Below are 22,639 nucleotides of genomic sequence, written 5' to 3'. Positions count from 1 at the left end.
TTTATGTGGATTTATCTTTTAATTGCCCTCGGGCTTTTGATTATTGTGGGAATGGCCGCTTATGCGGTGAAATTATTGCGTGCGTTGAAAAGCCAAAAGAAGGCGTTAGAAAATGCACGCTTGGTGCGTGTAAAACGCCTAAAAGAGAGTATTGAGATTATCGCCCGTGCAATGCAAAATGGCGATTGTAATCTTTCTGAAGGCGTGATTCGCCTCAAAATGTTGCTTGATCCGCTAGGCATTAAAATCGCCAGCTATCCCGCGATGGGTGAGCTTTATGAGGTGGTGAAAGAAATGCCAACCCATCAAGCGAGAACCGCATTGAAAAAGAACGAACGTATGCGTTTAGATCTTACCCGTGAGAGTGCGGAGGCGGAGCTTGAGGCAAAAATAACGTTGGAATTAGATCAATTATTGTTGGATATGAAAAATTTTTAGGGGGAAATTAATGTCTGGAACTATGTGGGATTCCGCGTTAATTCAAAAATATAACTATTCTGGGCCGCGTTATACTTCGTATCCTACGGCATTGGAATTTAACGAAAATTATAACGAACAAGATTTCCAAGCTGCCGCCGAGCGTTACCCTGACCGTCCGCTTTCTCTTTATGTGCATATCCCGTTTTGCCATAAATTATGCTATTTCTGCGCCTGTAACAAAATCATTACGCGTCATCAGCACAAAGCGGATATTTATCTCGATTATTTAGAAAAAGAGATCAAAAATCGTGCCGCACTTTTCCGCAATCGCAAGGTAACCCAAGTGCATTGGGGCGGCGGCACACCGACCTATCTCACAGAGCAACAATCCAGCCGTTTAATGGCAATGTTGCGTGAGCATTTTCATTTTGCCGATAACGCCGAAATTAGTATCGAAATGGATCCGCGTAAAATTGAGCTGGAAACTCTCTATCATCTGCGTAAAATCGGCTTTAACCGCATTAGTATGGGCGTGCAGGATTTCAATAAAGCGGTGCAAAAAGCGGTGAACCGCGAACAGGACGAAAACTTTATTCAAGCCTTATTGGAACGGGCAAGAGCCTTGGGCTTTCGATCCACCAATTTAGATTTAATTTATGGCTTGCCATTGCAAAATGTGGAAAGTTTTATGTTCACGCTTCAAAAAGTGATCGAGCTGAATCCCGATCGTTTGAGCGTGTTCAACTACGCCCATTTGCCGAGCCGTTTCGCAGGGCAAGCGAAGATCAAAGAGGATCAGCTCCCCGCCCCTGAAACCAAGCTTACCATTTTGCAAAAAACCATTGAAACCTTAGAGGGTGCTGGCTACCGCTTTATTGGAATGGATCACTTTGCGAAACCTGATGATGAACTTGCTATAGCACAACAAAATGGCGTGCTACACCGCAATTTCCAAGGCTACACCACACAAGAAGATGCGGATTTGCTAGGGCTTGGCGTTTCCGCAATTAGCTTGTTGGGCGACACTTACGCACAAAATCAAAAAGAGCTAAAACAGTATTACGCAGATATTGAGCAAAAAGGCACCGCACTTCACAAAGGCTTTGTAATGAGCCAAGAAGATTGCCTTCGCCGTGATGTGATCAAACAATTAATTTGTAATTTTAAATTGGATTATGCCCCCTTTGAACAACAATATGGCATTGATTTTAAACAGCATTTTGCCGAAGATTTGGCATTGCTCGCCCCACTGGCAGCAGATGGCTTAATTGAAATTGGCGAAAAAGGATTACTGGTTTCCCCTGTTGGGCATTTGCTAATTCGCAATATTTGCTTGTGTTTTGATACTTACTCCCGACAACAAGCCCGCCGACAACAGTTCTCGCGGATTATTTAGTTCAAAACGAAATAAAAGTGCGGTGTTTTTTGGCGATGTTTTTTCTTTTCCCACCGAAAACCCGCGAAAAATCTTGAAATATGTATGGAAATTAAACAGTTATATATTTTACTTTTTTATAACATATTCCTTTAAGTTATTTGTAAATCCTTTTGTTTCTTTTACAATGCTTGTCATTGAAAAAACAAATTTGCTTCATTCTATTATTTGAGGAAAGTACTATGTTGAAAAAATTGACTTTTTTAGCCACCTCTGTATTGGCACTATCAACGGCAAGCCAAGCATTCGCTGCCGACAGCTTACTTGATCGCATTAATAATAAAGGGACGATTACCGTCGGGACAGAAGGCACTTATGTGCCCTTCACTTACCACGATGCAAGCGGAAAATTAACTGGCTATGATGTGGAAGTTACCCGTGCCGTTGCGGAAAAACTCGGTGTAACTGTTGATTTTAAAGAAACCCAATGGGACGCAATGCTTGCGGGCTTAAAAGGCGGACGCTTTGACCTTGTAGCAAACCAAGTGGCACTCACCACCCCAGAACGCCAAGCGACCTTTGATAAATCTGAGCCTTATAGTTGGTCTGGTGCGATGTTATTGGCTCGCCAAGATGAAAATCGTATTCACAAAGTGGAAGATGTGAAAGGCTTAAAAGCAGCACAAACCCTCAGCTCAAACTATGGTGAGCTTGCAGTGAAATACGGTGCGGAAATTGTGCCGATTGATGGAATGGCACAAGGTTTATTGTTAATTCAACAAAAACGTGCTGATGTAACCTTTAATGATTCTTTAGCCTTATTGGATTATTTGAAGAAAAACCCAAATTCAGGCTTAAAACCATTTTGGGAATCCGCAGACAAAGTGGGGGCGGGCTTCGTTGTAAATAAAGGCAACGAGGAAGCACTGGCGAAAATTAGTGCAGCCATTGAAGAACTTCGTAATGATGGCACCCTGAAAAAACTAGGTGAACAATTCTTCGGTAAAAATATCAGTGTTAAATAATTTCTTAGCTTCTTTACCCTTTATGACCGACGTGCGTGCTGAGCTGGTCATCAATGGGTTTCTTCCTATGGTTAAAGCAGCGGTATTGGTTTCAATACCGCTTGCTGTCGTTTCATTTATTTTCGGAATGATCATTGCGATCGGCGTGGCATTATTGCGTGTTACCCCTGTGAATGGCTGGCTGCACCGCGTTTTGTTGGCGATAGCGAAAGTCTATATCTCCATTATTCGCGGCACCCCAATGTTGGTGCAAATCTCCGTGGTGTTTTACGGATTGCCCGCGTTAGGCATCTTTATTGATCCGATCCCCGCTGCGATTATTGGCTTTTCCCTCAATGTGGGGGCTTATGCTTCAGAAACCGTGCGTGCAGCAATTCAGTCTGTGCCTAAAGGACAATGGGAAGCGGGCTATACCATCGGTATGACTTATATGCAAACTTTCCATCGTATTATCGCCCCGCAGGCTTTCCGCGTTGCCGTGCCGCCATTGAGCAACAGCTTTATTGGTTTGTTCAAAGATACCTCTTTGGCATCGGTGGTAACTGTAACGGAAATGTTCCGCGTCGCCCAGCAAATCGCCAATTCTTCTTATGATTTCCTACCCGTGTATATTGAAGCGGGGCTGGTTTATTGGTGCTTTTGCTTCGTGCTATTTATTATCCAAGCACGAGTAGAAAAACGCCTCGACCGCTATGTGGCACGTTAAGGAGAAAAGAATGATTAAAGTACGCAATATTCACAAAACATTCGGCGATAACCCCGTATTAAAAGGGATTGATCTAGATATTCATAAAGGCGAAGTGGTGGTGATTTTAGGCCCATCAGGCTCAGGGAAAACCACCTTTCTACGTTGCCTTAACGCCTTAGAATTACCAGAGCAAGGCACGATAGAATTTACTCAGCAAAACCCGCTTAAGGTGGATTTTGCTCAGGCAAGCAGCGACAAAAGCATTCTTCCACTACGCCGTAAATCGGGAATGGTGTTCCAACAATACAACTTATTCCCCCACAAAACCGCGTTAGAAAATATTATGGAAGGCCCAATCCAAGTGCAAAAACGCGATCCCACAATCGTTCGCCAAGAAGCCGAAGCGTTGCTTACTAAAGTGGGCTTGTTAGATAAAAAAGATCTTTATCCTTATCAACTATCTGGCGGGCAGCAACAACGTGTTGGTATCGCAAGAGCCTTAGCAATTCAGCCTGAATTAATGCTTTTTGACGAACCCACCTCCGCCCTTGACCCTGAACTTGTGCAGGACGTATTGAATACAATGAAAGAGCTTGCCAACGAAGGCTGGACAATGGTTGTGGTAACCCACGAAATCAAATTTGCCCTTGATGTGGCTGATGTGGTTGTGGTAATGGATGGTGGTGTCATCGTGGAACAAGGCTCACCGCAAGAATTGTTCGCCAACCCACAACACGAACGCACTAAGGCGTTTTTGCATCGGTTAAGAGCCGAAATATAAGAAAGGGGCTGTCCTAGATAACTAGACTAAACTCCCTTTAACCAATTGTTTTAAAATAGAAATTTGACTTTTTATGTTGCTGTAATTAAAACGCCATTCACATTCCTTTAAATAAAGCTCAAAATGCGCTTTTGGGATACCATTAAATTTGCGTAAATGGCGTTTTGCTTGGCTTCAAAAATTCTCAATTCCGTTAATGTGGTTATGATTTTCAGCAAAATGTGTGCTGTGATTGATACGAAAATGACTAAATTCACTCACATCAAGCACGTCATAACTACGATAATTATCGGTGTAAACAATACTATCAGGCTTTACCTGCTCCCGAATAATGGGTAACAAGGTGGCAGATTGCGTATTTGGAACCGCAACGGTATAAACCTTGCCATTGCGCTTGAGAAGCCCGAATACCGCAATTTTCCCTGCCGCACCACGACCACGTTTGCCTTTGCGAGCACCGCCAAAATAACTTTCATCGGCTTCAATTTCACCTTCAAACATCTCTAAGTGAAGGCTGTTTTGATAGATGAGTTGGCGTAAACGATGAAAGTAATATGCGGCAGTCGTTTTGTTTACATTGACTAACTCTGCTGCTGTCCTTGCAGTAACACCTGCAACAAATAGCTCAATGAGTTTATTTTGTTTGTGCTGACTTAGACGACTTTTTCTCATTGGTTCATTCTAACCTAAATAGATTTTTTAGTTGTTATCTAGGACAGCCCCATAAGAAATATAGTCAAGTCAAAGAAGTGTATTAATACCTTGCGAAAGCAAGGTTTTTTTATGCAGTACGAAAACGACCACTACCAAATAAGTAATGCAATATATAGTCGTTTAAGTTCAAAATAAGACAAGGCAACAAGCCGCAGACAGTACAAATAGTACGGCAAGGCGAAGTAACGCAGTATTATTTTGAAATCAAACGACTATAGATTTCGGAATTAAAATAATTCAGAGCTACTCTGTATCAAAGTACTATTTGTGCTACTCTTGCCCGCTGCATTGCCTTCGGCTGAATTTAAACAACTATATTTTGAATATTTAATAACTATATAAAAATCAGTTAATGCGTTTTCTGTATTTTAAATAAGAAATTGGGCGACATTTGCCGCCCACTAAATAAATTAAACCGTAATCTGTTGTTTCACAAATTCCACTAGTTGATCTTGGCTAATCATTTGTTTTTCGCCAGTTCGGCGATTTTTGTATTCAATTTCGCCATTTTGTAGGTTTTTCTCACCGATAACCAACATATGCGGTACGCCGATCAGTTCCATATCCGCAAACATCACGCCAGGGCGTTCTTTGCGATCGTCAAAAATCACTTCGATACCTTCAGCAAGTAAAGTGCGGTATAAATTTTCAGCGAAATTTTGGACGCTTTCAGATTTGTGCATATTCATTGGCACAATGGCAACGGTGAAAGGGGCGATGGCATCTGTTGGCCAGATAATGCCGCGTTCATCGTGACTTTGTTCAATGGCAGCAGCCACGACGCGGCTCACGCCAATACCATAACAGCCCATAATCATTGTTTGAGGACGACCGTCTTCGCCTTGCACAGTGGCTTTCATCGCTTCAGAATATTTTGTTCCAAGTTGGAAAATATGTCCGACTTCAATCCCGCGTTTAATCTGTAATGTGCCTTTACCATCAGGGCTTGGATCACCCTCCACCACATTACGCAAATCTGCCACTTCTGGCATTGCGACATCGCGTTCCCAGTTGATGTTGAAATAATGCTTGCCGTCAATATTTGCCCCCGCTGAGAAATCGCTCATTAACGCGACAGTGCGGTCGATAATCGCAGGGATTGGCAAATTCACAGGCCCTAGCGACCCGACCCCTGACCCAATTTTCGCTTTGATTTCTACTTCGTCAGCAAATTCAAGGGGATCGGCAACTTGTGGTAATTTCTGGGCTTTGATTTCGTTGAGATTGTGATCGCCACGAATAATTAACGCGATTAATGGCTGTTCTTCGCAAGCCCCTTTCACAATGAGGGTTTTGACCGTTTTTTCCACTGGCACATTAAATTGCTCCACCAGTTCATTAATGGTTTTCGCATTTGGCGTATCCACCAATTCCATTGCTAAAGTTGGTGCATTGCGTTCACCTTGTACCACCGCTTCGGCAAGTTCAATATTCGCAGCGAAGTCTGACTCGGTAGAAAACACAATATCGTCTTCCCCGCTTTGAGCTAAAACTTGAAACTCGTGTGATGCACTTCCGCCGATTGAGCCAGTATCTGCCTGCACCGCACGGAAATCCAAGCCTAAACGTGAGAAAATATTGCTGTAAGTTTGATACATTACCTCATAGGTTTCTTGCAAACTTTCTTTCGTGGTGTGGAAAGAATAGGCATCTTTCATTAAAAATTCCCGTCCACGCATTACGCCAAAACGCGGGCGAACTTCATCGCGGAACTTGGTTTGAATTTGGTATAAATTTAGCGGCAATTGTTTATATGAGCTGACTTCGCGGCGAACTAAGTCGGTAATCACTTCTTCGTGGGTTGGACCAAGCACAAAATCACGCTGTCCACGATCTTGGAAACGTAATAATTCGGGGCCATATTGCTCCCAACGTTGCGACTCTTGCCAAAGCTCCGCAGGTTGCACAACGGGCATTTCTACTTCAATCGCCCCGCTTTTGTTCATTTCTTCACGCACAATATTTTCCACTTTTTTCAGCACGCGTAACCCTGTTGGCAACCAGTTATAAAGCCCCGAAGCTAAAGGACGAACCATTCCCGCCCGCAACATCAATTGGTGGCTCACCACCTGTGCGTCATTTGGGGTTTCTTTCAGAGTAGCAAATAAATATCGACTCGCTCGCATTGTTGTTTCCTATGTTAATCATTTGAAAAAAATTGTCGTTAGTTTATCACTGAGTAGGGTTCACTCAAAGAAGAAAGGGGGAATTTGAGCGGAATATTTTATGCAAAAAATCCCCTTAAATGAATATTGTTCGCTGATGTTTTTATATCACCACGGCGATGGCAAAATAATATCGCATTACTTCGCGTTGGCGTATTATTTATCCAACCTGAGGAGCAACGACTTGTCTTGTTTTAATAATTAGAAATTTTCTTCACCTGCTCCTACAAAATCAGCAAATTCTTCACTTTGAAAGCCATGTGAGAGCATATAACGCCAGATTTTTTGTTTCATTTTGAAATCTTGTTCTTGTGCATAATGAGGAAACTTTTTGCGTAATACCGAATGAGCCACTGCAAACCAATCAATTTCACTTTCTGCCACCACTTCTTCTACCACCTCAGAAGCAATGCCTTTTAGCTGAAAAAGCTCTTGTTTAATACGGTTTAAGCCAAAGCCTTTTTGTGATTGGTAATGTAAATAGTTTTCCGTGAAACGCCGATCGCTCTGCCAGTTTTTTTCCTGACAAATTCGCAAAGCCTGTTCAATTTCTTCTTCGCTAAAGGCTTTTTCTTGCATTTTGCAACGCAATTCGTATTCGCTATATTCTCGGCGAGCGAGCAAATTTACGACATAATTCAGTGCGAGTGAAGCCATTATTTCCTCAGGTTAGACTTAGATTGTGGCTAGAAAAAGTGCGGTCAAAAAATACCGCACTTTTCACTTAGTGAATGGGAGCGATTAAAATTCTGAATCAATATCCATTACATCATTATTTTCATTTTCCTGCTCGGCTTGCTCAATATCAGCCATTAAGGATTTATCTGGATTTGCCAGCAATTCTTCACGCAATTTATTTTCCAATGCTGAGGCTTGTTCTGGGTGTTCAACCAACCATTTCATTGCGTTGGCTTTTCCTTGCCCGATTTTCTCACCATTATAAGAGAACCAAGATCCCGATTTATTCACTAATTTATGTTTCACGCCCAGCTCAATAAGCTCCCCTTCGCGAGAAATGCCTTCGCCATAAAGAATTTGGAAATCTACTTGACGGAATGGCGGTGCAACTTTGTTTTTCACCACTTTTACGCGTGTTTCGTTACCGATAATCTGCTCGCCATCTTTAATCGAGCCCACACGGCGAATGTCTAAACGTACGGAGGAATAGAATTTCAACGCATTACCCCCCGTTGTGGTTTCAGGATTACCAAACATCACGCCAATTTTCATACGAATTTGGTTGATGAATACCACCAAGCAGTTTGAATTTTTGATTTGCCCCGTGAGTTTACGCAAGGCTTGCGACATTAAACGGGCTTGTAAGCCAACGTGAGCATCGCCCATATCGCCTTCAATTTCCGCTTTTGGTGTCAATGCGGCGACAGAGTCCACAATCACAACCTCAACCGCACCAGAACGCACCAACGCATCACAAATCTCTAAGGCTTGCTCGCCATTATCAGGCTGAGAAACAAGAAGTTCTTTCACATCAACGCCCAGTTTTGCCGCATAGATGGGATCTAACGCGTGTTCAGCGTCAATAAAGGCACAGGTTTTGCCTAATTTTTGTGCTTGTGCGATAACAGAAAGGGTTAATGTGGTTTTACCTGAAGATTCTGGCCCGTAAATTTCCACAATACGCCCCATTGGCAAGCCGCCGATGCCTAACGCAACATCTAAACTCAATGATCCCGTAGAAATTGCTTCAATGTCCAAATCTTGCTTTTCGCCCAACTTCATAATTGAGCCTTTACCAAATTGCTTTTCAATTTGCCCTAAGGCAGCCGCCAGTGCTTTTTCTTTTTCTTCTGGGGTAGTGATTTTCGGTTTTTCCGTTTTGTTTTTTGCTTTATCTTCTTTTGCCATTTTGTTTGATCCTATAAAAAATGGGGGAATCCCGTTTCTTTGATGATTTAATTGCTTTGCATAATATAAACTGTATTGATATACAGTATCAAGTGAAATTTTGATCTTTTTTAAATTTTTATAATTTAATTACTCTTATTTACTTCTTTTAGTCCCTATTTTTTGTTCATTACACAGTATCCTACAACAAATTTCTTGCAAATCTCATTCAATTCTTTTTGCTTTACCTCTCTTCTATTCTTGCTATGATTTTTTTGTCTTTAGAAATGAACTATTTTCTAAATTTTGCATAGATATTTAAGGAGAATATTTATGGCGATAGGATTATCATCTGATACGATTCGGATCTTACAAGTTATTGCTAAAACAGGGAGTTTTAGTGAAGCCGCCAAGGTGTTACATCGCGTTCCATCAGCAATTGGATATACAGCAAAGAAGATGGAAGATGATCTTGGCATTAAGTTATTCTCTCGAACTAATGGACATATTCAACTTACCCCAGCAGCAAGATATATTTTAGAAAAGGGAGACTGGATTTTACAAGGATTAAATGAATTACAATGTAACGCCACACAAATTGATAATGGCATAGAAAAACAGTTTACAATCGCCCTCAATTACATTGTTAATCCAGATCCAATTCCTAAACTTCTTTCCTCGCTTTCAGAAAAATTTCCAGCCACAGAATTTTCTATCCGTACCGAAGTTTATAACGGTGCTTGGGAGGCATTATATGAAAATAGAGCAAATATTGTGATTGGTGCTCCGCAGAATCCCCCATTTAATCAAGGAAATATCAGTACAGAATATTTAGGAGATATTGAATGGATATTCTTAGTCTCTCCTTATCATCCTTTGGCAAAAGAAAACTCTATTTTACAAGCTTCTCAACTACGTCACTACCCTGCTATCGTTGTTCACGACTCATCTATAGCGTTACAGCAAAAGAAAACTTGGGCATTGAAAGGGCAAAAAGTTTTTTATGTGGCTGATTTAGAAATGGTACTTTCAATGATTGCTGAAGGGGTTGGTATAGGCTTTTTACCAGCACGAATAGCAATCCCTGCTTTAACCTCAGGCAAAGTGATAACAAAAGTCATTGCTGAGCATAAACAACCTGTGAGGGTTTACTACGCTTGGCAAAATCAACAGCAAAGCCAAATTCTGAACTATCTATTAACCATACTCTGTACGGATAAATATCGTTCACAATGGTTAAATTAACTACAAATAAGGAGAAAAAATGAACGTTAAACTATTTACTGCCGCTGCCGAAGGCAATATTGAACAGCTTCGTTTACTACTTGAAAATGGTGCTGATATCAATGCAAGAGATAAAGGAAAACGAACCCCTATACTTATCGCAGCACAAAACAAGCAATATGATGCTGTGCGTTGGTTAGCGTCGAATGGAGCGGATATTAACACTCAAGATAACAAGTGTTTTAACCCTTTTATTCAGGGATGTATTCATAATGACTTAACGCTTGTTAAGCTTATGGTAGAACTAGGCTGTGATTTAACTTGTCTTACGCGATTCGGGGGAAATGGTTTAACCCCAGCGGCCGAAAAAGGACACGAAGAGATTGTACGTTTTCTGTTAGAAAATACGGATATTAATGTCAATCTGACAAATACTGTAGGTTGGACTGCTTTGATAGAAGCTATTATTTTGAATGATGGCGGTGAAAAAATGCAACGGATTGTTCGTTTATTATTAGACCATGATGCTGATCCAACTATGACTGATGAATGGGGGGTATCTCCTTTAGAACTCGCTTATCGTAAAGGCTATCACGAAATTGCGAAAATTATCGAAGAATATTTATAAATAAGGAGACTGCTATGTTACTACTTAATCAGTTAAAACCAAATACATACTTTGATTCCGTTACATTAATGGCAATTTCTACAAAAGTTAATCAATTAGAAGGGGTTATTCAAGCTCAAATTGCAATGGGCACACCAATGAATAAAGCAGTTTTAAAAGAAGCACATTTATTTGATAGTCAGTTAGAAAAAGCTGGGCCTTCAGACTTAATGATTGCATTGTCTTTGGAAAAGGGGGCTAGTGAACAGAAAATACTATCAGAAGTTGAAAAATTATTAATTAGAAAGCCTTTTGATGATGCACAGGCAGAAAATGACATTTTTCATAGTATTAATTCGGTTAATGAAAAACACCCAGAAACAAATTTAGCCATTATTTCTGTAAATGGTCTTTATGCTGCAAGAGAAGCTGAAAAAGCTTTAAATCTAAATAAAAATGTTATGTTATTTTCTGATAATGTTTCTATAGAGCAAGAATTGAAATTAAAGCAATTAGCTCATCAAAAAGGTTTATTAATGATGGGACCAGATTGTGGTACAGCCATAATTAATGGCGTTGGTTTAGGCTTTGCGAATAAAGTTCGAGGTGACAATATTGGTATTGTCGCAGCTTCAGGGACTGGAGCTCAAGAAATTTCAGTAAGAATACACGAATTTGGAGGTGGCATTTCCCAATTAATTGGAACAGGAGGAAGAGATCTTAGCGAAGATATTGGGGGCATTATGATGTTAGATGGATTACAAATGCTTGCTGAAGATCCCAATACAGACATTATTATTGTCGTATCAAAACCGCCAGCACCTACAATCGCGAGAAAAATCTTATCTACTTGTGAACATATTAATAAACCTATTTTTATTTGGTTTTTAGGCTATAAAGAGGAAACTAAAGCTGCACCGCATATTCATATTTATTCTCATAGCAAACCAGCTGCAATGGCGGCGGTCATTGCCTCTGGTATTCCAGAAGAAAGTATCGATAAACACGCATTAAATTTACCTTTAATTAAAGAGGTACAAAAAAAACTTAACCCACAGCAACGCTACATTCGAGGTTTATTTTGTGGTGGAACCTTATGTGATGAAGCCCTATTTTCTGCTTTAGAAAAGTATCCTAACGTTTACTCGAATATTCAAACAAACCCAGCTTATAAATTACAAGCCAGCGATAAATCAATCGAACACACATTTATTGACTTTGGCGATGATTCTTTTACCAATGGTAAAGCACATCCAATGATTGATCCAAGCTATCGCATAGAACGAATTTTACAAGAGGGACGTGATCCAGAGGTTGGTGTTTTATTGCTTGATTTTGTTCTAGGCTTTGGTGCAAATCCTGATCCTATAGCAGAAACATTGCCTGCACTTCTACAAGTAAAAAGAGAAGCACAACAATCAGGACGGCATTTGGAAATCTTAGCTTATGTATTAGGAACTGAATTAGATCAGCCTTCTGTACAGAACTAGGTTGCACAACTTGAAGCGGCTGGCATTACTATCGCCTCTAGCTCAACTAACGCTGGTTTGTTAGCTAGGGAATTTGTAGCAAAAGGAGAATAATAATGAGTAACTTATTTAATCAACCATTAAATATTATCAATATAGGATTAGCACGTTTTGCTGAAGATTTAATAAAGCAATCAGCTAAGGTATATCAACTAGACTGGCAACCAGCAGGTGGGGGAAACTTACCATTAATTAAAACATTAACCTATTTAGAACAAACAGAAATTGCACAAAAAATAGCTCTTGCAAATCAAGAAGCTTTTCAACGCATAACACAAGCAAGTCCCGTTTTAATTGGCTATGGAAAAGCCAAAGAGGTAATTCCTAGAATGCAAGACAAAATGCTTTTGCACGCAGGTCCTCCTATTAACTGGGAAAAAATGAATGGTCCTATGCGTGGTGCAATTACAGGTGCGATCGTCTTTGAAGGATGGGCTAAAAATCTTACTCAAGCTGAAGAGCTTGCTGCAAGTGGTGAAATAAAATTCTCACCTTGCCACGAACATCAAGCTGTTGGTTCAATGACAGGCGTAACTAGCCCATCAATGTATGTACATATTGTTGAAAATAAAACTCATGGTAATTTCGCATTTACTAATTTATCAGAGCAACTAGCGAAAATCTTAAGAATGGGGGCGAATGATCAAAGTGTTATTGATCGCTTAAACTGGATGCGAGATATTCTTGGTCCGATGTTGGCAGAGGCGATGACATTTTGTGATGATGGGATTGATTTACGACTTATGCTTTCTCAGGCTTTGCATATGGGAGATGAATGTCATAACCGTAATATCGCTGGTACAGTGCTATTAAATCAAAAACTCACCCCCTATATTTTAGAAACTCATTTTAGTAACAAAGATAAAAAAGACGTTTTTAATTTTATCGCGTCATCAGACTATTTTTCAGGCCCAACTTGGATGGTGTGTTGTAAAGCAGCATTAGATTCAGCTCAAGGCATTCCTTATTCAACGGTCCTGACAACAATGGCAAGAAATGGCACGGAATTTGGTATTCGTGTTGCTGGATTGCAAAATCAATGGTTTACAGGACCAGCTCAACAAGTTATAGGCCCAATGTTTGCGGGGTACAAACCCGAAGATTCAGGTTTAGATGTTGGTGACTCTGCAATTACAGAAACCTATGGAATAGGTGGCTTTGCTATGGCTGCGGCTCCTGCGATTGTATCTTTAGTAGGTGGAACGGTTAAAGATGCTATACGTTATAGTAAAACAATGAATCAAATTACGATTGGAAACAATCCAAATATTACTATACCTTCACTCAATTTTATGGGGATACCTACGGGGATTGATATTAGAAAAGTGGTGGAAAATAACCTATTACCCGTCATTAATACGGCAATAGCCCATAAAGATGCTGGTATCGGAATGATTGGAGCTGGAATTGTTCATCCGCCAATGGAGGCATTTCAAAAAGCCTTATTTGCCTTTGGTCAAACTTACGCAAAATAAAGGAGAGACGATATGAAAACGCAATTTTGGAAAAAAGGAGATTGGGCTGCCTTTTTTGGCTTATTTAGTAATAATCTTACCAATCTTCTTACGATGATTGCTTTACTTACTTTAGTTGTAGGTATTCCTTCAGAAATTGTTTTCGGCCGCGTTGTTCCTGCATTTGGTTTAGCTGTTCTTTGTGCTAGTATTTGTTATGTTATTTTTGCAAAAATATTAGCAAAACAGAGCAATCGATCTGATGTTGTTGCCTTACCTTCGGGACCTAGTGCCCCCTCCATATTTACTGTCACTTTCTTAGTCCTTTTACCTGTTTATCAACAAACTCAAGACTATGAACTAGCATTAAAAATTGGTTTAGTGTGGGGATTTGTCGAAGGATTTATTCTCTTTGTTGGATCATTTATGGGAGACTGGTTAAGAAAAGCCGTTCCAAGAACTGTCTTACTTTCTTGTTTAGCTGGGTTAGGTTTATTGCTATTAGCAATGAATCCTATGCTGCAAGCATTTCATACACCTCTTGTCTCATTCGTTGTACTCGTTTTGATTTTTATCAATTGGTTTGGACGTTCACCCATCTTCAAACAAGTCCCAACAGGGTTACTCTTATTAATTGTTGGCACAACTTTAGCTTGGCTTTTTGGATTACAAGATTCAAGCAAAATTGGACAAGCCTTACACAGTGCAGGATTTAATCCACCAAAACTGCATCTATCTTCTTTTATTGAAGGATTAAGCATCGCCGCACCTTACCTAGCTTCGGCAGTTCCTTTAGCACTGGCAAATTATGTCTTCGACTTAGAGAATATCGAAAGTGCTCACGCTGCTGGCGATCCTTACCCAACTAGACGCGTAATGATTGCCAATGGTTGCTCAACAATGTTTGGTGCATTAATGGGAAATCCTTTCCCTGTTACCGTTTATGTTGGACATACAGCTTATAAAGAAATGGGGGCGGGTATTGGATATACTTTAGCAACAGGTATTGTTATGTTCCTCGTCTGCCTATTAGGATTAGGAGGTTTTTTACTCTCACTTATCCCGATGGCAGCGATCGCTCCTATTTTGATTTTTATTGGTATTGTTACAGCTAATCAAGTAGTAAGGGAAACGCCGAAATTAGAAGTACCCGTGATTTTTGTATGTCTTTTTCCTTGGATTGGTGCTTGGACATTGACAACCGTTAATAATACACTCAAAAGTGTTGGTACCAATGCTAATCAATTAGGTTGGTCAATCTTAGAAAAGAGCGGTGTAGATTTTACAGGATTATTTCATTTAGGTAGTGGGGCCCCCCTGTCATCTTTACTTTGGGGTTGTATTGCTATTTTTGCGATAACTAATCAACCAACAAAAGGTGCAATTAGTGCTGGTTTAGCTGCTATATTGGCATTTTTTGGTATTATCCATCAGGCCCACCCAGTTATTGGTGGTGATTCTCCTACGATATTCCTAATTTCCTATATAATGAGATTGCAGGATTATTTATTCTAAAATATCTATTAGATAGAAGAGAACAACCCATAGCAAATTAATTACTTTAACGTGATCTAATTGGTGAAAGAATTAGATCACGTATTTCACCCCACCTCCTTTATTTTCAATGCTATACTAAAAAAGAATTAGAAAAGGAGAACAGTATGCCCCTATCCCCCGATGTTTTAAAACTCATTCATACTATTGCGGAAACAGGAAATTTCTCCATTGCAGCAGAAAAATTATACAAAGTGCCTTCCGCAATTAGTTACACTATTAAAAAAGTTGAAGACGAACTCGGCGTTATTCTTTTCGATCGTTCAGGAAGGCAAGTCAAGCTTACTGAAGCGGGGAAATATTTTATTTACCATAGCCAATGGTTACTACATTCTTATGAACATTTAATCACACAGACTAGAACCATTGAAAATGGCGTTGAACGGACGTTTACTATTGTGGTAAACAATATTATTAACTACGATGCTCTTGCAAAATTAACCGAAAAAATAACCGCACTTTTTCCAGCAACAGAACTTTCAATCCATACCGAAGTTTATAACGGGTGTTGGGAAGCCTTATATAAGAAAAAAGCCGATCTTGTTATTGGAGCACCACATACAGCCCCCAAAATCGAAAATATCGTTTATCATCCAATTGGAAAAATAGAATGGGATTTTGTGGTAGCTCCTCATCACCCTCTTGCCCCATTCACAACGGTGCTGACTTCAGAACAATTACGTTTATATCCAGCTATCGTGGTAAAAGATACTGCTTTTAATATGAATAAGCAGGTTTCTTGGGCATTAGAAGGGCAGAAAGTGATTTACGTTTCCGAACTTTAAACGGCAATTAACCTTATTATTGCGGGATTAGGAATAGGATACATCCCTCATCATCGAGTAAAACTATTACTTGATCAAGGAAAAGTATTAAAAAAACCAATTTCAGAACAAAAACAACCTACACAATTATTTTATGCTTGGAACAGTAGTGTACAAGGAAAAGTATTAACTTGGTGTCTAGATTATATTATGCAACCTCATATACAAAACATTTGGTGCCAGTAATTTTTTAATTAATAAATTTTGAATTTATTATTCAATTCTTTTGAATCATAAAAATATCTTGTGATGTCGTTCACAAAATATTTTTTTACTGCCGTCATATCACGCTATTTTCAATAAATTTCCTTTTAATTCATCAATTTATTTTTCTATGATTAAGGAGGTTTTCTTTATATTATCCCTTCAAGAAAAATAAATTGTTATCAACAAAAGGAGATATTCATTATGTTAAAACAATTCCAAGCTGAACCTTTCCCACTATCCTTTAATCCTCAAACAACAGCATTATTAATGATCGATATGCAACGCGATTTTGTTGAGCCAGGTGGATTTGGAGAAGCCTTAGGTAATGATGTCAATCTCGTTCGTTCAGCAATTCAACCTTGTAAAAGGATGTTATCTGCCGCTCGTCAAGCTGGGATATTTATTCTCCACACTCGTGAAGGGCATCGTGCTGATTTAAGTGATTGTCCTCCAGCAAAATTAACACGGGGCGGGAAAACCTTTATTGGCGAATGTGGACCAAAAGGGCGTATTCTTATTCGTGGAGAAGAAGGACACGATATTATTCCTGAACTCTATCCTATTGCAGGAGAGCCGATCATAGATAAACTAGGGAAAGGTGCATTTTATCAAACCGATCTACACTTAATCTTACAAAATCGTGGAATTAAAACACTTATTGTCTGTGGAGTAACCACCGAAGTTTGCGTAAACACGACGGTTCGCGAAGCAAATGATCGCGGTTATGAATGTATTATTCCTGAAGATTGTGTTGGCTCATATTTCCCTGAGTTTCAAGAATATGCACTGAAAATGATCAAAGCACAAGGGGCTATTTTCGGTTGGGTTTCAACATCAACAGAGATTATCAACGCATTAATGTCATAGGTGAGAAGATGGCTATCCAATATTCAATATTACCGAATCTTTACCAAGATTCCGTTTCTTTAATGCAAATTTCTGCCAAACTTTTACAAATAGAAGGAATTACGCAAGCTTCAGTAGTAATGGGGACACCCGCAAATTTGGCCCGTTTATTAGAAGCTGAATTTCCACCAATTAATGCAAAGCCCAATGACTTGATCATCGCAGTGAAAGGAAGGAAAGAGGAATGTGAAAAAGCAATTAATTTTGCCAAACAATCATTTTTTTCTTGCTCAGAACAAACAACAAATAGTGCAAAGACACAAATAGTAAGCCTGTCAAATGCGGTGGAAAAAAACACCGCACTTAATTTAGCACTTATTTCTGTACCCGGTGAATATGCTGCAGCTGAGGCGATTAAAGCCCTCAATACTGGATTAAACGTTATGCTTTTTAGCGATAATGTTTCTCTTCAAGAAGAAAAACAGATAAAAAGGCTTGCACAACAAAAAGACAGATTGGTTATGGGACCAGATTGTGGTACAGCAATAATCAATGGCATCCCGCTAGGTTTTGCCAATATTGTTCGTAAAGGTCATATTGGTATTGTTGCTGCCTCAGGCACTGGGCTACAAGAAGTCACCTGTGGTATTGATAAACTTGGCGAAGGAATATCTCAAGCAATAGGTACAGGAGGGCAAGATTTGCACCAAGAAATTGGTGGACTTTCGATGCAATATGCAATGAACTTATTAGCACGGGATAGCTATACAGAAGTCATAGTATTGATCTCTAAACCACCTGCATCAGATATTGCAAATGTAATAAAAAAACAAGCAGAACAGATAAACAAGCCTGTTGTGATCCATTTCTTAGGACAAAGCCCTGATGCTAATAGTGGGAGTAATCTTTATTATGCTGAAACCCTAGCACATACAGCAGAAGTTGCGGTTGCTTTGTTAAGAAAACAACGTATTCCCTCTTATATCCCACCTAGTTTTCCAACGTATCAATATTCCTTAAAAAGAGAGCAAAAATATTTACGTGGTGTTTTCTCTGGCGGTACATTTTGTTTTGAAGCTCAACAAATTCTGCATAAAGCTGGGTTACCTTTGTATTCCAATACACCTATTGATGAAGCAACGATGTTGAAAGAGATAAATAGAAGTACACAACATACATTATTAGATCTTGGTGATGATTTCTTTACTCAAGGAAAACCTCATCCAATGATTGATCCAACGTTACGCAATCAACGCCTTTTACAAGAAGGTATGGATCCCGAAGTAGCGGTACTCCTTTTTGATCTCATTTTAGGCTATGGCTCAAATCTGAATCCAATGGAAACATTACTACCTATTCTTCAAAAAATTCGGCAACAGAACTCACCACCTTATCTCATTGCTCATATTTGTGGTACAGCTCAAGATGTCCAAGATAAATTCTTGATCCAAAAACAATTACAAGATATGGGCGTGCTTATTGCAAACAATAATGCAGAATCTGCTTATATGGCATTAGAAATCTTGCAAAGGAGAAATATCAATGAATAATCTTTTTCAGCAGCCTCTTTCAATCATTAATATTGGATTAGAAAACTTTGCACAAAATATTCAACAAGCTGGGGGAACAGTTCAGCACTTACATTGGCAACCTCCAGCTCAGGGAGATAAGCAAGCAGGATTAACTTTAGCAACGTTGATTAATTGCTCAGAAATCAATCAAGCCAATCAAATTGCACTCTCTCGTTATTTAGCTTCACAGCCTGTTTTAGTCGATATTTTACCAGCGGGAAAAGCAATTCCGCAGTTAATAGAGAAAAAGCGTATCCTCCATGCAGGTCCCCCTATACAATGGAATGCGATGTGTGGTCCAATGCAAGGTGCAATTATCGGAGCGATTTTATTTGAGGGATGGGCTAACACAAAAGAAGCTGCTAAATCACTGATTGAACAAGGAGAAATTGTTTTTGAACCTTGCCATCACTATGACGCAGTTGCTCCAATGGCAGGAATTATTAGTCCTTCTATGCCTGTATGGGTTATCGAGGATATGGCACATAATCATCACCGCTGTTTTAGTAATTTTAATGAGGGATTGGGTAAAGTATTGCGTTTTGGTGCCAATAATCCAGACGTGATAACACGATTAAACTGGATGAAAACGGAGCTTGCCGAAACATTATCCGCCACACTTAAGTTAAGTGGTCCCATTGAGTTGAAACCTATAATGGCACAAGCTTTACATATGGGGGATGAAGTTCATAATCGTAATGCTGCAGCAACAGGATTATTTCTTAAAAAAATCCTACCGTTCTTACTTAAAATTAACCAACCTTTAGAACACATTGAACGTGCTATCCAATTTATCACTAATAATGATCATTTTTTCCTCAACTTATCAATGGCAGCTTGTAAAACCATGTTGGTAGCAGCAGAAGGCATACCTCACAGCACAATGGTAACCGTAATGGCAAGAAATGGTGTTAATTTTGGTATCCAAATTTCGTCAATGAAGGGACAATGGTTTCAAGCTCCAGCAAATTCAGTCAATGGATTATTTTTCCCTAATTTTGATATAAACGATGCTGCCGCAGATCTTGGTGATAGTGCAATAACCGAAACTGCAGGCGTAGGAGGCTTTGCAATGGCATCCTCCCCAGCTATTGTCAAATTTGTAGGAGGAAGCACAAATGATGCACTTAATAATAGTGTGATGATGCAAAGCATTAGCTTAGGGCAAAATCCCGCATTTACCTTACCAACATTAAACTTCATACCAACCGCAGCAGGTATTGACATTCGAAAAGTGGTAGATACGGGAATTCTACCTATTATAAATACAGGCATTGCACACAAATTGGCAGGTATAGGGCAAATCGGTGCTGGAATTACAACTGCACCAATGCAATGTTTCACCCAAGCTTTAAATGCGTTTTATCAAAACTACTCTACTTATAGTGAATAAGGCGGTCAAAATGTGTGAACAAATTTTATTTGCAGTAAATGGAACATTAATGCGAGGGTTAGAGCTTAATCATAATTTACTTAATGTTGGAGCTCAATTTATACGTGAAGATAAAACTGATGAATACTATCGTTTATGGTCAATCAACGATATTCATCCAGCAATGCAAAGAACAACTCAAAAAGCTTATGCTGTTGAGCTTGAAATTTGGGCAATAAATCCAACCGCACTTGCTACTATTCTATTAAATGAGCCAAACGGATTAACCATAGGCAAAGTACTCTTAGCTAATGGGGATCAAGTGTTAGGTGTTTTAGGTGAGAATTGGCTTACCCAAGGACAAATCGAGATTAGCCATATGGGAGGTTGGCGTTATTATCAGAATCAACATAAGGAGAAACACAATGGCTAACAAAAAGTGTTCTAATCCCACATCTTATGCCTCAGCTATTCAAATCTCAATGATTTTGCTGGGAATTCTAATTACGCCTGTATTATTAGCTTCTTCAAGTCTAGGGAGCCAACTCCCTTTTTCTAAAATGCTATTTGCTATTATTGTAGGAAGTTCAATATTAACATTGCTCGCAATAATCAATATGTCAATAGGTGTTAAAGCTCGCTTGCCCACTTACGGAATTATTAAATTTACTTTCGGTTCTCAAGGTGCGACTGCGATCAATATGTTAATGGCAATCAGTTTATTAGGTTGGATTATTGTTACGGCTAATATGTTTGGACATACCGTACAAGATTTTCTATTTACTCAATTTAATTTATATGTTCCTTTACCTATAATTGTTGTGTTTGGTTGTTTAATTTTCGTAAGTGCAACTACATTTGGTTTTGATTTTCTTAGCAAAGTTGCTCAATGGGCTGTTCCAATTATAGCTATGCTAATGTTTTTTATTCTATATCTTACTTTAAAAAGCAAGTTTTCTATAAATACAGCACTACACACAATGAATATTGGTGCAGCAATTTCTTCTGTTGTAGGAACAATTATTGTTTTAGTTACTACTTCTGTTGATTTTGGTAGTTTTACGCAAAATAAAAAACAAGCTATTACTGCTGGTATTTTAACCTTTAGTATTGCTTATCCTTTCCTTTTTATCATTGGTGCAACACCAAGTTCATTAACGGGCAAAAATACATTACTTGATGCAATGCTAATTATTGGTAGTTTATTACCAGCTTATATTGTACTTATATTTGCTTGCATAACAGGAAATGCTGGGAATATGTTTCAAGGAACATTAGTTTTTTCTACACTGTTCCCTCAGTTGAAAAAATGGAAAATTACAATTGTATTAGGTATCATTACCGCATTGATTGGTAGTATAGATATAATGGCTTTATTTATTCCATTTTTATTATTTCTTGGTATAGCAACGCCTCCTATTTGTGGAATTTATATTATAGACTACTTTATAAATAGGAAAATGGGCTATGATGAGAATAGTATTAAAAACGAAGCGAAAGTTAAATATCCTGCATTTTTTGCTTGGCTTATTGGATCCCTAATAGGGTTTCTCACCGTAAAAGGCTTTTTTACATTAACTTTTATTCCATCTATTGATTCTATTTTGATGGCTTCACTATGTTATTTGTTACTCACAAAATATTCTAAAATAGAATAATCAAAAGGTTTCGTAATGAAACCTTTTATATTTTATGAAAAAGATCTCTGTTATTAATATAATCAAAAATACCATATAATAGATCAATACCGGAAGAGGAACCAAAACTCATCATATTATTAATATACTCTCTATTTTCTATTTCTCTCATTAAGTCTAAAATCTCCTGTTTAAATAATCTACGGCTAGCATTTTCAATATAATTTGCACTAATCTCATTTGTACAATATTTAGCTAAGATTGCTATTTCTTCAAATGGCTTAAAAACTCCTTTATTTTCAGCATAATATGCTGCCATATAGCCAACAATATAATCATCTCCACTGGGCGTAAGTCCTCGCCCTAATCCCAACATATCTTTAAGTTTTGCAGTTTTTCTTCTTTGTTGAAAAACAACTTCAAACATATCTTGAGGTCTTATAATTTCCTCTAAAAAAGTTGAGATGTTTTTTGCTGTTAATAGGTTATTTTGAGGAAATAGCGTACAATCAAATTCTTCTACAGAAAAATAAGGAATAAAAAGCGTGTTAGAAATATTATTTTTTATAGATAAGAATAATTCATTCTCTAATATTAAACTATAAGGTGCGGGCTTTATTTTTTGATTCATTATGGCATAAATTTTATTACCTTTTTTCAAATTAACCACTTGTTCGAAAACACTAATAACCTTATATGTACAATTTAATTCAAAATTTTTGTCTTTATAGTTCATATTTTTTCTCTGGAATTTGCATTAAATATAAATATATTATTGTGTTATTAAATAAATTAAAAGAA

19 protein-coding genes and 2 pseudogenes are annotated in these 22,639 nt (G+C 38.6%); 16 read left to right on the top strand and 5 right to left on the bottom strand.

Translation table 11 applies throughout. The annotated features are described in order from the left end of the window. The first annotated feature begins 3 nt into the window (after nucleotides 1-3). From DXZ23_RS03600 to DXZ23_RS03580, 5 genes are all read left to right on the top strand, one after another. Entirely contained in the window at nucleotides 4-438 is a 435-nt protein-coding gene (locus DXZ23_RS03600) for a DUF2489 domain-containing protein (RefSeq protein ID WP_017805443.1), read from the top strand. A 10-nt stretch (nucleotides 439-448) separates the two neighbouring features. Next, nucleotides 449-1,816: an oxygen-independent coproporphyrinogen III oxidase gene (gene hemN / locus DXZ23_RS03595; protein ID WP_017805444.1), complete on the top strand. Its 1,368-nt coding sequence runs from the start codon at nucleotides 449-451 to the stop codon at nucleotides 1,814-1,816. A gap of 221 nt (nucleotides 1,817-2,037) precedes the next feature. Further along, nucleotides 2,038-2,820: an amino acid ABC transporter substrate-binding protein gene (locus DXZ23_RS03590; protein WP_017805445.1), complete on the top strand. Its 783-nt coding sequence runs from the start codon at nucleotides 2,038-2,040 to the stop codon at nucleotides 2,818-2,820. A gap of 22 nt (nucleotides 2,821-2,842) precedes the next feature. Next, complete coding sequence (locus DXZ23_RS03585; RefSeq protein ID WP_370444988.1) at nucleotides 2,843-3,526, top strand: amino acid ABC transporter permease; 684 nt, start codon at nucleotides 2,843-2,845, stop codon at nucleotides 3,524-3,526. Between the two features lie 10 nt (nucleotides 3,527-3,536). Continuing rightward, nucleotides 3,537-4,289 (top strand): amino acid ABC transporter ATP-binding protein, encoded by a 753-nt coding sequence (locus DXZ23_RS03580; RefSeq protein WP_017805447.1) that lies wholly within the window; start codon nucleotides 3,537-3,539, stop codon nucleotides 4,287-4,289. Nucleotides 4,290-4,310: 21 nt separating this feature from the next. On the opposite strand, the pseudogene DXZ23_RS03575 reads toward DXZ23_RS03580, so the two are convergent. From DXZ23_RS03575 to recA, 4 genes and pseudogenes are all read right to left on the bottom strand, one after another. After that, a pseudogene (locus DXZ23_RS03575) lies at nucleotides 4,311-4,961 on the bottom strand (IS1595-like element ISHpa1 family transposase). Nucleotides 4,962-5,413: 452 nt separating this feature from the next. Beyond that, nucleotides 5,414-7,129 (bottom strand): proline--tRNA ligase, encoded by a 1,716-nt coding sequence (proS, locus tag DXZ23_RS03570; protein ID WP_035695548.1) that lies wholly within the window; start codon nucleotides 7,127-7,129, stop codon nucleotides 5,414-5,416. A gap of 240 nt (nucleotides 7,130-7,369) precedes the next feature. Then, nucleotides 7,370-7,825: a recombination regulator RecX gene (gene recX, locus DXZ23_RS03565; protein ID WP_021723563.1), complete on the bottom strand. Its 456-nt coding sequence runs from the start codon at nucleotides 7,823-7,825 to the stop codon at nucleotides 7,370-7,372. A gap of 84 nt (nucleotides 7,826-7,909) precedes the next feature. Next, complete coding sequence (recA, locus tag DXZ23_RS03560) at nucleotides 7,910-8,989, bottom strand: recombinase RecA (protein WP_026138459.1); 1,080 nt, start codon at nucleotides 8,987-8,989, stop codon at nucleotides 7,910-7,912. Between the two features lie 357 nt (nucleotides 8,990-9,346). On the opposite strand from recA, the gene DXZ23_RS03555 reads away from it, so the two are divergent. The 11 genes and pseudogenes from DXZ23_RS03555 (at nucleotide 9,347) to DXZ23_RS03505 (ending at nucleotide 21,859) form a co-directional block, all read left to right on the top strand. Then, nucleotides 9,347-10,258 carry a LysR substrate-binding domain-containing protein gene (locus DXZ23_RS03555; RefSeq protein ID WP_017805450.1) on the top strand — a complete coding sequence of 304 codons (912 nt, stop codon included), beginning with the start codon at nucleotides 9,347-9,349 and terminating at the stop codon, nucleotides 10,256-10,258. A 19-nt stretch (nucleotides 10,259-10,277) separates the two neighbouring features. Then, nucleotides 10,278-10,865, top strand: a complete 588-nt coding sequence (locus DXZ23_RS03550) for an ankyrin repeat domain-containing protein (protein ID WP_017805451.1) — start codon at nucleotides 10,278-10,280, stop codon at nucleotides 10,863-10,865. Between the two features lie 14 nt (nucleotides 10,866-10,879). After that, a complete protein-coding gene (fdrA, locus tag DXZ23_RS03545; RefSeq protein ID WP_017805452.1) occupies nucleotides 10,880-12,334 on the top strand; it encodes an acyl-CoA synthetase FdrA in 1,455 nt (484 codons plus the stop codon). A 95-nt stretch (nucleotides 12,335-12,429) separates the two neighbouring features. Then, nucleotides 12,430-13,848, top strand: coding sequence for a YlbE family protein (locus DXZ23_RS03540; protein WP_017805453.1), 1,419 nt, complete (start codon nucleotides 12,430-12,432; stop codon nucleotides 13,846-13,848). 12 nt (nucleotides 13,849-13,860) lie between these two features. Then, nucleotides 13,861-15,342 carry a hypothetical protein gene (locus DXZ23_RS03535; protein WP_017805454.1) on the top strand — a complete coding sequence of 494 codons (1,482 nt, stop codon included), beginning with the start codon at nucleotides 13,861-13,863 and terminating at the stop codon, nucleotides 15,340-15,342. A 146-nt stretch (nucleotides 15,343-15,488) separates the two neighbouring features. Next, nucleotides 15,489-16,391, top strand: a pseudogene (locus DXZ23_RS03530) (LysR substrate-binding domain-containing protein). Nucleotides 16,392-16,613: 222 nt separating this feature from the next. Next, a complete protein-coding gene (locus tag DXZ23_RS03525; RefSeq protein ID WP_017805457.1) occupies nucleotides 16,614-17,279 on the top strand; it encodes a cysteine hydrolase family protein in 666 nt (221 codons plus the stop codon). 8 nt (nucleotides 17,280-17,287) lie between these two features. Beyond that, nucleotides 17,288-18,808: an acyl-CoA synthetase FdrA gene (gene fdrA / locus DXZ23_RS03520; protein WP_017805458.1), complete on the top strand. Its 1,521-nt coding sequence runs from the start codon at nucleotides 17,288-17,290 to the stop codon at nucleotides 18,806-18,808. After that, nucleotides 18,801-20,222 carry a YlbE family protein gene (locus DXZ23_RS03515; RefSeq protein WP_017805459.1) on the top strand — a complete coding sequence of 474 codons (1,422 nt, stop codon included), beginning with the start codon at nucleotides 18,801-18,803 and terminating at the stop codon, nucleotides 20,220-20,222. The genes fdrA (DXZ23_RS03520) and DXZ23_RS03515 overlap by 8 nt, the downstream gene beginning before the upstream one ends. A 10-nt stretch (nucleotides 20,223-20,232) precedes the next feature. Then, on the top strand, nucleotides 20,233-20,634 hold the full coding sequence (locus tag DXZ23_RS03510) for an allophanate hydrolase-related protein (RefSeq protein ID WP_017805460.1): 402 nt from the start codon (nucleotides 20,233-20,235) through the stop codon (nucleotides 20,632-20,634). Next, the gene (locus tag DXZ23_RS03505; RefSeq protein WP_017805461.1) at nucleotides 20,627-21,859 is read left to right on the top strand and encodes a cytosine permease; all 1,233 of its coding nucleotides are present in this window, start codon (nucleotides 20,627-20,629) and stop codon (nucleotides 21,857-21,859) included. The genes DXZ23_RS03510 and DXZ23_RS03505 overlap by 8 nt, the downstream gene beginning before the upstream one ends. Nucleotides 21,860-21,884: 25 nt before the next feature. Here DXZ23_RS03505 and DXZ23_RS03500 read toward each other — a convergent pair whose 3' ends face one another. Continuing rightward, a complete protein-coding gene (locus DXZ23_RS03500) occupies nucleotides 21,885-22,574 on the bottom strand; it encodes an oxamate carbamoyltransferase subunit AllH family protein (protein WP_017805462.1) in 690 nt (229 codons plus the stop codon). Between the last annotated feature and the right edge of the window lie 65 nt (nucleotides 22,575-22,639).

Source organism: Avibacterium paragallinarum (assembly GCF_900450705.1).
Taxonomy (GTDB): Bacteria; Pseudomonadota; Gammaproteobacteria; order Enterobacterales; family Pasteurellaceae; genus Avibacterium; species Avibacterium paragallinarum.
This window is presented reverse-complemented; position numbering and strand designations above follow the sequence as displayed.

What these genes read in the sequence shown, in the direction of transcription:
- DXZ23_RS03555 (WP_017805450.1), top strand. Translation starts at nt 9,347, where the DNA reads ATGGCGATAGGATTATCATCTGATACGATTCGGATCTTACAAGTTATT.
- DXZ23_RS03535 (WP_017805454.1), top strand. Translation starts at nt 13,861, where the DNA reads ATGAAAACGCAATTTTGGAAAAAAGGAGATTGGGCTGCCTTTTTTGGC.
- DXZ23_RS03510 (WP_017805460.1), top strand. Translation starts at nt 20,233, where the DNA reads ATGTGTGAACAAATTTTATTTGCAGTAAATGGAACATTAATGCGAGGG.
- DXZ23_RS03525 (WP_017805457.1), top strand. Translation starts at nt 16,614, where the DNA reads ATGTTAAAACAATTCCAAGCTGAACCTTTCCCACTATCCTTTAATCCT.
- DXZ23_RS03505 (WP_017805461.1), top strand. Translation starts at nt 20,627, where the DNA reads ATGGCTAACAAAAAGTGTTCTAATCCCACATCTTATGCCTCAGCTATT.
- DXZ23_RS03500 (WP_017805462.1), bottom strand. Translation starts at nt 22,574, where the DNA reads ATGAACTATAAAGACAAAAATTTTGAATTAAATTGTACATATAAGGTT.
- DXZ23_RS03540 (WP_017805453.1), top strand. Translation starts at nt 12,430, where the DNA reads ATGAGTAACTTATTTAATCAACCATTAAATATTATCAATATAGGATTA.
- fdrA (WP_017805452.1), top strand. Translation starts at nt 10,880, where the DNA reads ATGTTACTACTTAATCAGTTAAAACCAAATACATACTTTGATTCCGTT.
- DXZ23_RS03600 (WP_017805443.1), top strand. Translation starts at nt 4, where the DNA reads ATGTGGATTTATCTTTTAATTGCCCTCGGGCTTTTGATTATTGTGGGA.
- DXZ23_RS03590 (WP_017805445.1), top strand. Translation starts at nt 2,038, where the DNA reads ATGTTGAAAAAATTGACTTTTTTAGCCACCTCTGTATTGGCACTATCA.
- hemN (WP_017805444.1), top strand. Translation starts at nt 449, where the DNA reads ATGTCTGGAACTATGTGGGATTCCGCGTTAATTCAAAAATATAACTAT.
- DXZ23_RS03580 (WP_017805447.1), top strand. Translation starts at nt 3,537, where the DNA reads ATGATTAAAGTACGCAATATTCACAAAACATTCGGCGATAACCCCGTA.
- DXZ23_RS03515 (WP_017805459.1), top strand. Translation starts at nt 18,801, where the DNA reads ATGAATAATCTTTTTCAGCAGCCTCTTTCAATCATTAATATTGGATTA.
- DXZ23_RS03585 (WP_370444988.1), top strand. Translation starts at nt 2,843, where the DNA reads ATGACCGACGTGCGTGCTGAGCTGGTCATCAATGGGTTTCTTCCTATG.
- fdrA (WP_017805458.1), top strand. Translation starts at nt 17,288, where the DNA reads ATGGCTATCCAATATTCAATATTACCGAATCTTTACCAAGATTCCGTT.
- proS (WP_035695548.1), bottom strand. Translation starts at nt 7,129, where the DNA reads ATGCGAGCGAGTCGATATTTATTTGCTACTCTGAAAGAAACCCCAAAT.
- DXZ23_RS03550 (WP_017805451.1), top strand. Translation starts at nt 10,278, where the DNA reads ATGAACGTTAAACTATTTACTGCCGCTGCCGAAGGCAATATTGAACAG.
- recX (WP_021723563.1), bottom strand. Translation starts at nt 7,825, where the DNA reads ATGGCTTCACTCGCACTGAATTATGTCGTAAATTTGCTCGCTCGCCGA.